Source organism: Collinsella aerofaciens, assembly GCF_032584215.1.
In the GTDB taxonomy this organism is placed as follows: Bacteria; Actinomycetota; Coriobacteriia; order Coriobacteriales; family Coriobacteriaceae; genus Collinsella.
In genome coordinates, this window is record NZ_JAWHPN010000017.1 from 23,937 (window position 1) to 39,253 (window position 15,317).

Below are 15,317 nucleotides of genomic sequence, written 5' to 3' on the forward strand. Positions count from 1 at the left end.
CAGCTAGTTACCCTGTGCGCCCGAAATGCCGTTTTGTAGGGCGTTCCAGGCATCCGTCGCCATGTCTCCTAAGTTCTGCGCGGTATCACCCAGGTTTTGTGCCGTATCGCCCAGCTCTAGCGCCTTATCTCCCAACTCCTGCGCCTTGTTGCTCAAGTCCTCCAGCGTATTGGAGCTCGAGCTGTCGGTGCCGCTTTGGCCGCCGGACGAGTTGCCATAGCTGTTCTTGTGCGTGAGCTGAATCTCCAGGTTGCCGTTGTCGTTATAGTAGGCAGAAGTAACGACCCAGTTGGAATCGATGACGGGCGTTGAGCCATCGTCGGTCAGGATCACGGCGTTCGAAAGGTCGGCTCCGCGCGACTTGAGGAGCTTCTTGGCGTTGGACCAGTACTGTCCCGGGATATCGCTCAGGTCGACGGCAGCAGACTGGGTGGTCTCGGCCTGCTCGGTCGTGGCATCGGTCGTGGCGCCCCGCTTGTTGAGCATGCCCGACACGATGGCAAACACAACCGACAGCGCAAAGAAGATCGCCAGCACGATGAGGATCTTCTTGATCACGCTCGACGAACGCGACGGCTTCTTCTCCTCGTCCTCGCCATATTGCGGAATCGACTTGGGGTACTCGCGATACGGCTCGCGCGACTCGTAGCGAGCCTGCGCCGTGCGAGGCATATACGTTGTCTGCTGAGGCTGCGGAATGGGATTTTGCGGCAGGTCATCATAGGGATTCGGCGTCGAGGCAGCATAAGAATCCTGCGGCGCGTAATCAAACGGATCCGGAGCTGCGTTGCCATAGGGGCCTTGCGAAGATGCAGCGTAAGAATCCTGCGCCGTGTTGCCATAGCCCATAACCCGGGTGGGCTCGGCAGAAGGCTGCGTCGCGGCGGGGTCGGTATAACCGGAGTTGGGAACAACGCGGGTCGCATCGGCGCTATCGCCAGCCTGCGCGGAACCGTAGCCGCCCATCACGGTTGTCTTGTCCTGATCCATGCAACGATTCCTTTCCGTCGCGCGTGAGCCTCAAGTTATCCATGCATTCTACCCGCGCAAAAGCCTATGATGGGCAGAGCCCATCGGTATCTACAAGACATGCGCGGGCCTAAGGATCAAAAAGCCCCGCCGGGCCTTGGTAGGCGCAACGGGGCGGGCTAGCAGCTATGGACAGTAGGCTTAGAACAGGCCGGTGATGTTGCCGTCGTTGTCGACGTCGATGTTCTCGGCCGCGGGGACCTTGGGCAGGCCCGGCATGGTCAGAACACTGCCGGTCAGCGCGACAACAAAGTGGGCACCGGCGGAAACCTTGAGCTCGCGCACGGTGATGCGGAAATTCTCGGGCGCGCCCAGAGCCTTGGCGTTATCGCTAAAGCTGTACTGGGTCTTGGCGACGCACACCGGCAGGTTGCCAAAGCCGTTCTCGCGCAGCTCGGCGAGCTGGCGCTTGGCGGCCGGCGTAAAGTCGACGCCGTCGGCGCGGTAAACCTTGGTGGCAACGGCCTCGAGGGCGTCGGCCACATCGGCACCGTCCTCATAGGCAAACTTGAGCTCACTCGGCTGCTCAATCAGACGCATGACCTCATCGGCAAGCTCGAGCGCGCCCTCGCCGCCCTTGGCCCAGACCTCGGAAAGCTTAACGTTGACGCCGAGCTTCTGGCACTCGGACTCGATGAGCGCAAGCTCGGCCTCGGTGTCCGTCGGGAAGCGGTTGATGGCGACCACGCAGGGCAGACCATATACGTTCTGGATGTTGTCGACGTGACGCAGCAGGTTGGGCATGCCAGCCTTGAGTGCCTCGAGGTTCTCCTCGTTGAGGTCGGCCTTGGCGACGCCACCGTTGTACTTCAGCGCACGAGCGGTCGCGACGACCACGACGGCGCTGGGGCGAACGCCCGTCATGCGGCACTTGATGTCGAGGAACTTCTCGGCACCCAGATCGGCACCAAAGCCGGCCTCGGTAATGGCAACATCGCCAAAGCGCATCGCCATACGCGTGGCCATGATAGAGTTGCAGCCGTGGGCAATGTTGGCGAAGGGACCGCCGTGGACAAACGCGGGCGTGCCCTCGAGCGTTTGCACCAGGTTGGGCTTGAGCGCGTCCTTAAGCAACGCGGCCATGGCACCCTGGGCCTTAAGGTCGCGGGCACGGACGGGCTCGCCGGCAAAGCTATAGCCGACGACAATCTCACCCAAGCGTTCCTTGAGGTCGCTGATGCTCGTAGACAGGCACAGGATTGCCATGACCTCGGAGGCGACGGTGATATCGAAGCCGTCCTCGCGCGGCACGCCCTGGGCCTTACCGCCAATGCCGTCGATGACGTGGCGCAGCTGACGGTCGTTCATATCGACGACGCGCTTCCAAGTGATGCGCTTAACGTCAATACCGAGCTGATTGCCCTGCTGGATGTGGTTATCAAGCATGGCGGCCAGCAGGTTATTGGCGGCACCGATAGCGTGGAAGTCGCCAGTAAAGTGCAGGTTGATATCCTCCATGGGGATGACCTGAGCCCAGCCGCCGCCGGCAGCACCGCCCTTAACGCCAAAGACGGGGCCGAGCGAAGGCTCGCGCAAGGCAACGGCACTCTTGACGCCGCGACGACGCAGGCCGTCGGCCAGACCGATGGTCGTGGTGGTCTTGCCCTCGCCCGCGGGCGTTGGGTTGATAGCGGTCACGAGAACGAGCTTGGCCTGGTGATCAGTCGGCTCGTTGAGCAGTGAATAGTCGACCTTAGCCTTGTCGAAGCCGTACGGAATAAGGTGCTTAACGTCGACGCCGCCGTTCTTGGCCACCTCGGTAATAGGCAGCGGCGTGACAGAACGTGCGATTTCGATGTCAGTAGGCATGGGCGGTCCTTTCGTTACCGAATGAGAAAAAGACCAATTCAGCATAGCACGGGCGCGCAATAGTAAAACGCCCATAACCGATGAACGGCGATATGTTTACCCGATGCCCAGCGATAGTCCAACAGCCCGCCAAAACAAAGCGCCCTAAACGGTAGGTTCAATCCCCAGGTGCTCAAAGGTGCGAAGGGTTGCCTGACGGCCCTGCGGCGTACGAATCATCAACCCGCACTGCAGCAAATAGGGCTCATAGACATCCTCGAGCGTGCCCGGGTCCTCGCCCACCGCGCTGGCAAGGGTCGTAAGTCCCACGGCACGGCCGGAGAACGTCTTGGCGAGCGTCTCCAAAATGCGAATATCCATCCAGTCCAGACCGAGTTCGTCGATCTCGAAGAACTCGAGCGCCTGGCGACAGATATCGAGCTCGATGGGGCCGTTGCCGCGCACCTGTGCGTAATCGCGCACGCGCTTGAGCAGACGGTTGGCAAGACGTGGCGTGCCGCGCGAACGCGAGCCGATCTCGAGTGCACTGGGATGGTCGATCGTCACGCCCAGGATAGTCGCCGAGCGCGTCACAATCTGCGCGAGCTCCTCGACCGTGTAGTAATCCAGGCGATATGAAATGCCAAAGCGGTCGCGCAACGGGCCGGTCAACATGCCTGAGCGGGTCGTTGCCGCCACCAGCGTAAACTTGGGGATATCCAGGCGAATCGAGCGCGCCGCCGGACCCTTGCCAATCACGATATCGAGGGCAAAGTCCTCCATCGCGGGGTACAGGACCTCCTCGACCGAACGGTTGAGGCGGTGGATCTCGTCGATAAACAGCACATCACCCGGCTGCAAGTTAGTAAGGATGGCCGCCAGGTCGCCCGTGCGCGCGATGGCAGGGCCACTCGTGGTCTTGATCTGAGCGCCCAGCTCGTTGGCGATAACGGTGGCCAGCGTGGTCTTGCCCAGGCCCGGAGGACCCGAGAAAATCACGTGGTCGAGCGTCTCGCCACGGCTCTGCGCCGCTTCGATGAGCACGCGCAGACTCTGCTTGATGTGCTCCTGGCCACAGTAATCGTCCAGGCGCTGGGGGCGCAAAGTGCGGTCGACATCGAGATCCTCGGCCGTCAGCCCCGAGCCCACCATGCGCTCGCCGTGCGCCATGGATGCCGCCGGCGAGTTACCGGGCGTCGCCCACAGGTCCTGAGAGTCATCGGCTTCCCACATCACGCATCCATTCCAAGTCGCTTAAGCGCCGCGCCGAGCAGATCCTCGACACGCATATTCTGCCCATCATACCCGCTCAGGGCAACATCGGTCTCCTGCGGGCTAAAGCCCATGGAAAGGAGCGCCGCACGGGCATCATCGATGGCCGAGGGAGCAGCAGCGGACACGGGCATCGCAACCTGGCCGGGAATCACGTCGACCGGCACAAAGCCCTTGTCCTTGGCAAAGGTGCTCTTGAGCTCCAGGATCAGACGCTGAGCTGTCTTTTTGCCCACACCGGGCACCTTGGCCATGCCCTTGTCGTCCTCGGCCATCACCAGCGAATACAATTGCCCCACGGTATAGGTGGAAAGCACGGCGAGCGCCAAGCGCGGGCCAACGCCCGAGACGGACACGAGCCGATCGAACATCGTGCGCTCATCCTTAGAGGAAAAACCGAAAAGTGTCATGGCGTCCTCGCGCACCTGCATACGCGTGTAGAGGCGGACCTCGCCGCCGGGCGTCGGCAACGTGGCCGCAGTGCTGCCCGAGATGCCGAGCTCAAAGCCAACGCCCGACACATCGACGACAGCAGAGCTCATCGTGGCCTCGACAAGCGTTCCGTGGAGCTGGGAAATCATCAGTATCCGGTTCCTCTCTGTTGATAGAACTCGCCACCGGTGAGGGCGCGGGTGCGGCTGAGGTTTACATGGCAGATGGCGCAGGCCAGGGCATCGGCGGCATGGTCGGGATGCGGGTCGTGATCGAGCTGTGTGAGCGTGCGTACCATGTAGGCAACCTGCCGCTTGTCCGCGGCGCCGGTGCCCACCACAGCCTGTTTGATCTGCATGGGCGTGTACTCGCCAATCTCGAGCGCGCATTCCGACAGCGCCACGAGTGCAGCACCGCGGGCATGCGCCGTGGGGATGGCCGAGCGAACGTTGGCGCCAAAGTAGATGCTCTCGACAGCAGCCGTGTCGGGTCGATAACGCTCGACGACATCCTTAAGGTCATGGGCGATATGCGACAGGCGCACCGCGAGCGGACTTCCGGCACTGGTCTCGATGCAGCCATAGGCACGGCAGCGAACCTCGCCACGCCGCTCCTCGATAATCCCCCAACCCGTATGAGCCAAACCGGGGTCAATGCCCAAGATAACCAAGCCAACCTCCCCTCGCCACAAGCACAGCGCAAGACAAGGCCCCGCGCATCATTCACGAACGTCTGTTCTAGAATAACACAATGGGGCCAAGATGCTTAGTTGAAGTATCGGGGTTGAGAGCGAATCCTATCCCATAATTAGTTCTGCGAGAAAAAGGGGAACTGCCTCGGATCCACTGGCGGGTGCGACATCGGTCCGCTCTGGGGCCCACCCTGCGAGCCGCCCTGACCGCCCATCATCTTATCGATGGCGTCCTGAACTTCGCCCTCGAACTTTTTCATTCCCTCGTGCAAACGACGCTGACCGTCCTCAGAGCGCAGCTCCTCCATTTGCTCGGGCGAAATACCCAGTAGCTCGCCCAGCACGCCCATCATCTCGTTTCGCACGCGCTCGCTCGTATCCTCGTCGGCAAAGCGGCGCACCTCGGCGCGCGCCAGCGAATCGACCGTCATACGCTCCTTGCCGTTAAGCCCCAGGTCGGACCACGCGAGCATATACGGCCAGGCACGCTCGGCAAACGAACGGGCCGAGACGATCGGCGTCGTCGGCAGCATGCGACGGGAAGCCTCACCCTGTCGAACGAGCATCAGCAGCAGCGAGCAAGCCTCGGGCTTGCTGGCGGCCATTGGGATGTCGTCGAAAGATCGATTGCGGTCCACGTGCGCCTCGAGCGCGCCATCGACCTCACCCGGCTCAAGCCCGCCGAGCAGCTGTGCCGCGCGGTCGAGCATATCAACCGGGCCGTCGAGCGTCGAGAGCGCCTGCGCCAGCACGCGCTCCATACAATCTTCCACTGCGTTGAGCGTCACGAGCTCTTGGGGCACCACGGCAGACGTGCGGTTGCGCACACGCGCCACAAACTCAAGCGTCGACAGGTACACATCGCCAAAGGGCGCAAAGTCGCCCTGGTAGCCGCCGCAAAGCGCCGGCGCCGCCAGCGCGTACTCGGTTTTGGACAGCGGGCTCAGCGCCATCGCGCCCAGCTCGAGCGCCGTGTCCTCCAGCATGAGGCCCAGCGTGCGCGAGCGCAGGCGCTCGGCATCGCCCGCCGACACGTCGCGATCGAGCACGCGCGCCGCATCCGGTGCATCGCGCTCGACGGTGCGAATGTGCAGACGCTCGGCGATGGCGCGGACGGCGGCACAGCGGGCAGCCTCGGCTTCTTCCTGCGCCGGCGTAAAGATACGGTTGCGCCCCAGCACCAGGCCAATCACATTGCGCGGGCCCAGAGCGTCGACGGCCAGCGCCGCCAGCAGGGACGACGGCAAGTCACCCTCGAGTGCCACCACAGCACGCGACGCACCGTGGGCTCGGGCGTTGTCGCGCACGGCGAGCACCAGCGCCTGCCACAGCCACTCCTCGGAACGGAACTCGGGCAGTTCGTGATCCTCCAGGGCATCGAGCATCACGCCGCGCTGAATCTCCAGAACCAGCAGGCTCTCCTCAAAGCACGGCGCCTGGGCCACCACGCGACCGCAGTCGTCGAGCACAAACGAACCGCCGGTATACACCGACTCGTCATAGGCACCGACCGGCGCCATGCAGGCAAACCACACGCTGCGCTTGGATGCGATCTTGCGGTAGGCGCCGCTGCGAACGGCAGCAATGGCGGCAGTCTCGCGGTCGGTCATGTCAAACGCGTTGAATTGGAAATACGCAATGAGGTCAACACCGGTCGGCAGCATCTCGAGTTCGCGGTCCAAGTCAAAAATCACGGCAATGCGCACGCCGTCCACGTCGAACACCGGCGGCGCCCAACGTGTGTCGTTGTTCTCGCCACGCTGCAGGGCAATGCTCGAACGCGCCGGCACCACATGACCGTCCTTGAGCATCATGTAGTCGAGCAGCGGCTGGCCCTCAAACGAAACCGCCGCGGGCACGATGCAGATCATGTCAAGCTCCTGGATACGCTCGGCGACACCGGTCAAACCGGCAAGCACGTCGTGCTCAAAGTCGGCAGCGCCCACCAGGCCACCGGGCATGGCGCCCATAAAGAGCGGAGCCGGAACGCACAGCACGCGCGCCCCGCGCTCGTGGGCCAGACGAGCCTGGTCCTCGATGCGGCCGCAAATGCCCTCAATATCACCCAGGCGCATATCGATTTGTGCAAGCGCGAGTTTCATGGCCCAGCCCTTTCCGTCGTAAACCATCGAAATCGTAGTAAAAGCGCCGGCCGCATAATGCAGCCGGCGCTTGCATGTGCATATGCTAGCTATGATACCCCGAGCGGGGGCGCGCTCCTAGAATGTCGCGGACCACAGCCCGTGCAGGTTGCAGTAGGCATAGACGGTACCGGTCTTGGAGCCGCCCGCGAAAAACGTCGCGGGTTTCATGCCGGGCTCAAGGTAATGGACCTCTAAGCGGCCCTCGGCCTCAAGGGCGATCCACTCAATGTAGTGCTCGGGCAGGCTGGGGTGCTCGACCGAGCCAACGCGTGCGCGAATCACGTGACCGTCACGCTCGGTCTCGACAACAGGCACGTGCTTCTCGTGCGCTGCGTCCTCAGTGTTTGCAGTCAGTTCCGTGCAACCGGCAGGGGTCGCAACGTCGTCGCCAAGGGCGGCGATGAGCTTGCCGTCGGGGTCCTTAAAGAATTTCGCCATGATGTTCTCCTTTGCTGATGTGCCAATGTTCTTGATGGTTCTTATGCCCAAAGGCAGACAAACCATCCACGGCATTGCAAATGAACACATAACGAGCGGGGACGATGGGACAGCGCGGGCTATCCGCCCTGGCGGCCTCACCCGAGCGGGTTAACGCCCGTCGCCGCCGAGCAGCGCCAGAACATCCTCGCGGGTAAACAGCGCCGACGAGATGCCGTCGCCGCCGAGCACGCTGTTGACCAGGTCGCGCTTGGACTCCTGCATCTGCATAATGCGTTCCTCGATCGTGTCCTTGGCGATGAGCTTGTACACGGTCACGGTATGTTGCTGGCCAATACGGTGTGCACGGTCAGTTGCTTGGTCCTGCGCCGCCACGTTCCACCACGGGTCGTAGTGGATGACCACGTCGGCAGCCGTCAGGTTAAGGCCCACGCCGCCCGCCTTGAGCGAAATCAAAAAGACCGGAACCTCGCCCGCTTGGAACTGCGCGACCATCTTGGCGCGGCTCTCCTTAGACGAAGCGCCCGTGAGCTTAAGGAAGGCGATATCCTCCTTGGCCAGGCGCTTGCCAATGATATCGAGCATGCCCGTAAACTGGCTGAACAACAGGATGCGATGACCACCGTCGAGTGCGCCGTGCACGAGCTCCATGCACGTATCGAGTTTGGCGCTCCCCGCCTTGTAATCCTCGTAGTGTAGACGCGGGTCGCAGCAGATCTGGCGCAGCTTGGTGAGCTCGGCGAGCACTTTGAGCTTGTCTTTCTTAAACTCGGATGACTCGCGGTGCTGTACCTGCTGGGCGATGCGGTCCTGGTTGGCCAGGTAGAGCTTGCGCTGCTCGCCGGTGAGCTGAGCCACGACCGTGTCCTCGATCTTTTCGGGCAGATCGGCCACCACGTCCTCCTTGACACGGCGCAGTACAAACGGCGACACGAGTGCCTGCAGGCGAGCGGCGCTGTCGCCCTCGGCGTGCTCGACCGGGCTTTCGAAGCGCTTGGCAAACGACTCGCGCGTGCCAAGCAGGCCCGGCATCAAAAAGTCGAAGATGCTCCAGAGCTCGGACAAGCGGTTTTCGATGGGCGTGCCCGTCAGGGCAAAGCGCACGCCGGCAGGCAGGCGCTTTGCGGCGCGCGCCACCTGGGTGAGCGGGTTTTTAATGTACTGGGCCTCATCGAGCACCACACGGGCAAAGTCCTGCTCGACGTACTCGTCGATATCGCGCCGCATAAGGTCATACGACGTCACGACCACGTTATGCTCGGCCACGCCGGCGATCTGCACGCGACGCTGCGCCTTGGCACCCACAATGGCGCACACATCGAGCGACGGGGCGAAGCGCTCCAGCTCGGCGGTCCAGTTGTACACAAGCGACGCAGGGCACACCACAAGCGTGGGCTTAGCGTCCCCCGCCTCCACGCGCGCCAAGATATGTGCGATCATCTGCAGCGTTTTGCCCAGGCCCATATCGTCGGCCAAGATGCCGCCGAGGCCCAGGTGCTCGAGCGAGCCGAGCCACTGGTAGCCGTCGACCTGATAGCCGCGCAGTGTGGCCTTGAGCGAGACCGGCACCGTAAAGTCCATCTTGCCGAGCGTGTCCAGGCGCTCGACGGTGCGGCGGAACGCGGCATCGCGATCGGCCTCGAGCTCGGGCGTGCGCGCAAGCATGCTGTCGACAAACAGGGTACTCGACGCGGGAAGCGACACGCCGTCGAGCAGATCGACGGCATCGACGCCCAGGTCCTCGGCAAGACCAAACGCGGCGCGGGCACCCTCGTCCAGACGCACGATGTCGCCCGACGTGAGACGCGCAAACGTCTGGTGACGCTTGTAGGAGTCCAGATAGATGGCAAGGTCTGCCGCCGAAAGCCCGCTCGCGCCCAGTTCGACGTCAAGCAGGTTGCTCTTGACGGTCGCACGCACCGAAAGCTTGGGCGCGGGGCGGACCGAAATCTGGCGCAGACGATCGCTGAGCATGACCTCACCCAGCTCGGACAGGGCAGACAGGCCCTCGGTCAGCAAGCGGAACAGGCTCTCGTCATCGCGCTCCTCAAACGCCAGACCGCCCTCGTAAAAGTCGAAATACAGGGCCGCCGTGTCCATAACGCGAAACTCTGCCACCTCGTCGCGGGGCGGCACACCCGGGCGCTGCTCTTCGAAGAGACTGCCCGGAGCGCCCAGACTAAAGAGGTCTGCCAACCAGTCGCCGTAGGTAACCGTAATTTTGCAGGTCACAAGCCCATCGTCGACGCCGATCGCCATAGCAAAGCTCGGCTCGGGCGCCACGGTATAGAGCGCGGCGGGCGCGGTAAGGTCGGTGTAGTCGCGCAAAATGGGCAGCGCCATACGACAGAACTCCCCCACCTGGTCGACAGCGATATGGATCGGCGTGCGACAGGGCAGTAAGCGCGATAGGAACGGCGCCGCATGCTGGGCAAACGCTACATCAGCGCGGCGCGCACGGCGGGTGTCGACCAGATAGGCAACGTCGCCCGAAGCAAAGCAGTATGCATCGGCCGGCAGGCGTAGATCGTAGCTGCCACCAGCCGCCGGCGCGATTTTGGCGGCAAGGAGCGGTGGGCGCTCAGACAGCGCCTCGTCCTCCCCTTCCGGAGGCATCTCAACCGCCACGTCATAGGTGCGATGCGTCGTCGTCCCCCGCGACCAGGCGGGCTCAAAAGAGATGGTCTGGCCGTGCAACAGGTCCAGCACATATACGATGCTATGCTCGGACAGCGGCAACTGACGCTCGGCGACAAAACCACTGCGGGCAAAGTCGTACGACGCCGAACGCGAGCTTGTGATGTCATCGAGATAGGCAACTGTCGTCACGACAAGGTTGAGCAGCTTTGCCGACACGTCTTCGAAGGCTTCGGGCGTATGGACAAACGTGAGCTTCTTACCGTACGAGAAGGTGCCGCCGCGCACGTAGGCATCGGCCATGCCGTCGATGTCCTTGACCACGTAGGACACCGAACCGCAACGAATGCGGAACTCGAGCGCCCAGCTAAAGCGGTCGGCAAACAGTGGATTGTAGTACGGCACCAACGAAGGCTCCAACGCCGCTTTGGGGGCGTCGGGGTCAACGGCACCGGCAAGCTTGCGGCGCATGCTCGCCAGCTCATCCATGCGCGCGTCCGAAAGATCGGAGAGCGCCGCCATGAGGCTGGGGCTCGTGGGGACGGGCGCCGGGAAGGGAAAGTTGGGATTGACGGCCGGCGCTTTGGGCGCGGTGCGCGCGGGCTGTTTTGGCTGCGCCGTAAACGTGCGGACCGGCGTGCGCAAACCTTCGACGGGCTCGGCGCCGCTGGCATCCAAATACGCCAGAGCCGTGGCAATAGCGTGCTTGCACATACCGGGGTAACGATAGGCGGCGGGGCAATCGCAGTCGTAGTCGATCACCTCGTGCTCGTCCATGTCGAGCGCGAGGTGCGTCTTGTACAGGTCGCCGCGCGAACCGCGCACCGAGCCCTCAACCGTCACGTTTTTGGAGAAGCGCGAGCGGCTGTCCTCGATCGACAGCACGGCGCCGTTGAGCATGAGCGAACGCCCCTTCATAAAGGTGCCGCTCAACGCCGCCTCTTTGCGAAGCGCCTGCACAAACGTCCCCTGCGCCATCACTTCCTCCAATCTCACCCACCGGATGATTTTAGATAACCGTCACGCGGCCTTGGTTGCCGACGATGGCCTTTGCCTCTGCCAACAGCGGAATCGAGCGTGCGTTGACCTTGGCCGGCACCTCGGCACGCAGCACGCGCCCGTCCACCTGCTCGATAAAGATCTCCACGCGGTCGCCGCCCGGGTTGGCGGTAAGCACCGTGGCAAGACGCGCCATATTGCCCTGGCTAAAGCGGCTGTTGGGCACCATGACCTCAAACACCTTGGGCTTGTTGTTCTCCTCGTTGAGCTCCAGCGGCACGATCTCCTGCGCGATGATCTGGTCGCCGCGGTCCGAGCGCTCGAGCTTGCCCTTAATGCGCACAAACGCATCGGACAGCTGCGCGCCGGTCTCGGGATCGACCTCGCCGTACAGGTACCCCTCGGCCTCCTTGTAGGTCTTGGGGAACACCACGACCGTGGCCTCGCCTTCCATGTCCTCGAGCTGCACAATACCCATGGGGTCGCCGTTTTTGGTTACGCGCTTGGACACGCTCGAGACCATACCGGCCCACCACAGCGCCTTGCCCTCGGGAATCTCCTGGTTGATGGTACCGCCCGTGGGGTTTTGCACCTCGTAGCCGGTATCGATCTGCGAGAACGAGAAGTCGCGCGCCTTGGCTAGCGCATACTCAAACGGGCGCAGCGGGTGGTCCGAGACATAGATGCCCAGAACCTCCTTCTCCTGGCTCAGCTTAAGGTGGCGGTCCCACTCCTGGCCGTCCGGATCGGGCACGCTCACCTCAAAGCCCGAGCCCTCAACGTCGCCAAACATGTCGAAGAACGACGTCTGGCCGCTCGCACGATCCTTCTGGCGCTTTACCGCGGCATCGATGATGTTCTCAGGGTTGTTCTTATCCACAAAGTGCATCATCTGGCGACGCGGATACCCCGTGGAGTCGAAGGCGCCTGCCTTGATGAGCGATTCGATCACACGGCGGTTGGCCTGGCTCGAGTCCACGCGCTCGACAAAGTCGTGCAGCGTCTTAAACGGACCGCCCGCCTCGCGCTCGGCGATAATCGCCTGCGCCACGCCGGTGCCCACGCCGCGGATGCCGGCCAGACCAAAGCGCACGCCCTCCTTGGTAGCCGTGAACTCGGTACCGGACTCGTTGACATCTGGCGACAGCACGGGGATGCCGTCGTGGCGGCACGCCGAGACGTAGTGAACGATCTTGTCGGTCTTGCCCGTATAGGACGTCAGAACGGCCGCCATGTACTCGTGCGGATAGTGCGCCTTGAGCCACGCCGTCTGCATAACCAGGATGGCGTAGCCGGCGGAGTGCGACTTATTGAAGGCGTAGGACGCGAACTCAAGAACATCGTCCCAAATCTTCTGGGCGACCTCGCGCGTGTAGTTGTTCTTGATGGCGCCGTTCATCCAGTGGTCGTAGGTGGTCTCGTCCGAGCCATCCTCCCAGTGGAGCACCGTCGACGTGAGCAGCTTGATCTTTTTCTTAGCCACGGGCTTACGGATACGCGAGTCCGATTCGCCCTTGGAGAAGCCGCACATCTCGACGGAGATGAGCATAACCTGCTCCTGGTAGACCATGGTGCCGTAGGTTTCGCCCAGGATGTCGTCCAGACGGTCGTCGTAGGAGACGGCCGGTTCCTTGCCGTTCATGCGGTTGATGTAGGACGAGACCATGCCGGCGCCCAGCGGGCCCGGGCGGTACAGGGCGATCAATGCCACGACATGCTTGTACTCGGTGGGCTTCATGTTCTTGATCGTGGCCGTCATGCCGGCGGACTCGACCTGGAAGACGCCGGCGGTGTGACCGGAGCCCATGAGCTTAAAGATCTCGGGGTCGTCAAAGGGAATCTCTTCCTCTTTGATGTCGATGCCGAAGTTCTTTTTGATGTTGGCCTTGGCCTTGGAGATAACCGTCAGCGTGCGCAGGCCCAGGAAGTCCATCTTGAGCAGGCCCATGTCGGCAACGGTATGGCCCTCGTACTGGGTAATCTCGACGCCGCCCTTGGTATCGAGCTTGGTGGGCACATGCTCGTTGACGGGATCGCGGCAGATCAGAACGGCGCACGCGTGCACACCCTCGCCACGGGTGAGGCCCTCGATCGAGAGCGCCGTGTCGATGATGCGGCGGGCGTCGTCATCCTTTTTATAGGCCTCGGCAAAGTCGGGGTTAAACAGATCCTCTTTGCCGGGTTGCTTTTCGAGCACCTGCTTGAGCTTGACCTTGGGGTCGCTCGAGACCATCTTGGACAGGCGCTGGCCCATGTAGACCGGGTAGTCCAGGACGCGCGCGGCGTCGTTGATGGCCTGCTTGGCCTTAATGGTCGAGTAGGTGATGACGTGGGTGACCTTCTCGGGGCCGTAGAGCTGGCGAACGTGCTCCACGACCTCGAGGCGCCGCTCATCGTCGAAGTCCATATCGATATCGGGCATCTCGGTACGCTGCGGGGACAGGAACCTCTCGAACATCAGGCCGTTCTCGAGCGGGTCGAACGCGGTGATGTTCATGGCGTAGGCGACGATAGCGCCGGCGGCCGAGCCACGGCCGGGGCCGACGCCGATGCCGTTGTCCTTGGCCCATTGCACGTACTCGGCAACGATCAAGAAGTAGGCGGCAAAGCCCTTGTCGCAGATGACCTTGTATTCGTACTCAAAGCGCTCTTTGATGTTGACGCCGCCGATCTCGCGCGTGGCCCAGTCGTCGCCGTAGTGCTGGCGCAGGCCCTTCTCGCACTCGCGGCGGAACTGGCTCTCGTGCGTCTCGCCGGGGTCGAGCAACGGGAAGCGCGGCAGGATGATGGAGTCCCAGTCGAGCTCCACGTAGCACTTGTCGGCGATCTCGAGCGTGTTGTCGCAGGCCTCGGGGCAATACGGGAACATTGCCCGCATCTCCTCCTCGGTCTTCATGTAAAACTCCGAGCCGGTCATGCGCATGCGGTTGGGGTCATCGACCTTGGCGTTCATGCCAATGCACATGATGACGTCCTGCACGGGCGCATCCTCGCGGCGCAGGTAGTGGAAGTCGTTGGTGGCGATGACCTTGACGCCCACCTGCTTGGCGATGTCGATGAGCGTGCGGTCCATCTGCTCGTCGGTCAGGCCGTTGTCGGTGGTGATGCCGTGTTCCTGAATCTCGATATAGAAGTCGCCGGGCTCGAAGGTGTCACGGAAGGTCTCGGCCCACTTGATGGCGCCCTCCATGTCACCGCGGTCGATGTATTTGGGGATGATGCCAGCGATGCAGGCGCTGGTGCAGATCATGCCCTTGGCATGGCGGCGCAGGTTGTCGAGCGTCACGCGCGGCTTGTAGTAAAAGCCCTGCACGGCGGCCTCGGAGACCGTCTGCATCAGGTTGACGTAGCCCTCCTGATCCTTGGCCAGGAGGATCATATGGTAGAGCTCGGGCTTGTGGTCGCGGGCAAGGGTCTCGTCCGGCGTAAAGTAGACCTCGCAGCCAAAGATGGGCTTGATGACCAGGGGCGGCTTGAGCTCGTCGATGTTGCCCTTCTCGTCCCACATGGCCATGTCTTTGACGTACTGGGCATGCTCGCGCGGGTTTTCCTCGGGATCGGGCTCCACCAACTCGTCGCGGCGGTCCTTTTCCAGGAAGGCCTTGTCGTGGCTCCAGGTTTTGTACTCGGGCGTGTTGTGGTTGACGGCGTCGCAGGCCAGCGCCAGGTCGGGCACGCCATACATGTAGCCGTGGTCGGTAATGGCCACGGCAGGCATGCCCAGCTCAACGGCACGGTTGACCATATCCTGGATACGGGTTGCGCCGTCGAGCATGGAGAAAACAGTGTGATTGTGCAGATGGACGAATGCCATGTGATGAGCTCCGATGCGGGTTCGTGTTCTGACTGAACGATTTTACCGCACGGCGCGGACGGCACCCGAACCT

Annotated in this window: 9 protein-coding genes; all 9 read right to left on the bottom strand. The window is 62.6% G+C overall.

The window, feature by feature from the left end; translation table 11 throughout:
* Nucleotides 1–3: 3 nt before the first annotated feature.
* The 9 genes from RX395_RS06255 to dnaE all read right to left on the bottom strand — a co-directional run bounded on the left by RX395_RS06255 (nucleotide 4) and on the right by dnaE (nucleotide 15,244).
* The gene (locus RX395_RS06255) at nucleotides 4–990 is read right to left on the bottom strand and encodes a hypothetical protein (protein ID WP_316366293.1); all 987 of its coding nucleotides are present in this window, start codon (nucleotides 988–990) and stop codon (nucleotides 4–6) included.
* A 180-nt stretch (nucleotides 991–1,170) separates the two neighbouring features.
* Complete coding sequence (locus tag RX395_RS06260; RefSeq protein ID WP_316366295.1) at nucleotides 1,171–2,838, bottom strand: formate--tetrahydrofolate ligase; 1,668 nt, start codon at nucleotides 2,836–2,838, stop codon at nucleotides 1,171–1,173.
* Between the two features lie 144 nt (nucleotides 2,839–2,982).
* Nucleotides 2,983–4,050 (bottom strand): Holliday junction branch migration DNA helicase RuvB, encoded by a 1,068-nt coding sequence (gene ruvB, locus RX395_RS06265; protein ID WP_215673362.1) that lies wholly within the window; start codon nucleotides 4,048–4,050, stop codon nucleotides 2,983–2,985.
* Nucleotides 4,050–4,670 (bottom strand): Holliday junction branch migration protein RuvA, encoded by a 621-nt coding sequence (gene ruvA, locus RX395_RS06270; protein ID WP_316366297.1) that lies wholly within the window; start codon nucleotides 4,668–4,670, stop codon nucleotides 4,050–4,052. Before ruvA ends, ruvB begins: the two co-directional genes overlap by 1 nt.
* On the bottom strand, nucleotides 4,670–5,191 hold the full coding sequence (gene ruvC / locus RX395_RS06275; RefSeq protein WP_022095142.1) for a crossover junction endodeoxyribonuclease RuvC: 522 nt from the start codon (nucleotides 5,189–5,191) through the stop codon (nucleotides 4,670–4,672). Before ruvC ends, ruvA begins: the two co-directional genes overlap by 1 nt.
* A 137-nt stretch (nucleotides 5,192–5,328) precedes the next feature.
* On the bottom strand, nucleotides 5,329–7,314 hold the full coding sequence (locus RX395_RS06280) for an NAD(+) synthetase (RefSeq protein WP_316366299.1): 1,986 nt from the start codon (nucleotides 7,312–7,314) through the stop codon (nucleotides 5,329–5,331).
* 117 nt (nucleotides 7,315–7,431) lie between these two features.
* Nucleotides 7,432–7,794: a desulfoferrodoxin family protein gene (locus RX395_RS06285; protein ID WP_055285739.1), complete on the bottom strand. Its 363-nt coding sequence runs from the start codon at nucleotides 7,792–7,794 to the stop codon at nucleotides 7,432–7,434.
* Nucleotides 7,795–7,944: 150 nt separating this feature from the next.
* Entirely contained in the window at nucleotides 7,945–11,409 is a 3,465-nt protein-coding gene (locus RX395_RS06290; protein ID WP_316366302.1) for a DEAD/DEAH box helicase, read from the bottom strand.
* A gap of 31 nt (nucleotides 11,410–11,440) precedes the next feature.
* A complete protein-coding gene (dnaE, locus tag RX395_RS06295) occupies nucleotides 11,441–15,244 on the bottom strand; it encodes a DNA polymerase III subunit alpha (RefSeq protein WP_117716861.1) in 3,804 nt (1,267 codons plus the stop codon).
* Nucleotides 15,245–15,317: the final 73 nt, after the last annotated feature.

Excerpts from the sequence above, each read along its gene's own strand:
- RX395_RS06255 (WP_316366293.1), bottom strand. The coding sequence starts at position 990 with ATGGATCAGGACAAGACAACCGTGATGGGCGGCTACGGTTCCGCGCAG.
- RX395_RS06260 (WP_316366295.1), bottom strand. The coding sequence starts at position 2,838 with ATGCCTACTGACATCGAAATCGCACGTTCTGTCACGCCGCTGCCTATT.
- ruvB (WP_215673362.1), bottom strand. The coding sequence starts at position 4,050 with ATGTGGGAAGCCGATGACTCTCAGGACCTGTGGGCGACGCCCGGTAAC.
- ruvA (WP_316366297.1), bottom strand. The coding sequence starts at position 4,670 with ATGATTTCCCAGCTCCACGGAACGCTTGTCGAGGCCACGATGAGCTCT.
- RX395_RS06280 (WP_316366299.1), bottom strand. The coding sequence starts at position 7,314 with ATGAAACTCGCGCTTGCACAAATCGATATGCGCCTGGGTGATATTGAG.
- RX395_RS06285 (WP_055285739.1), bottom strand. The coding sequence starts at position 7,794 with ATGGCGAAATTCTTTAAGGACCCCGACGGCAAGCTCATCGCCGCCCTT.
- RX395_RS06290 (WP_316366302.1), bottom strand. The coding sequence starts at position 11,409 with ATGGCGCAGGGGACGTTTGTGCAGGCGCTTCGCAAAGAGGCGGCGTTG.
- dnaE (WP_117716861.1), bottom strand. The coding sequence starts at position 15,244 with ATGGCATTCGTCCATCTGCACAATCACACTGTTTTCTCCATGCTCGAC.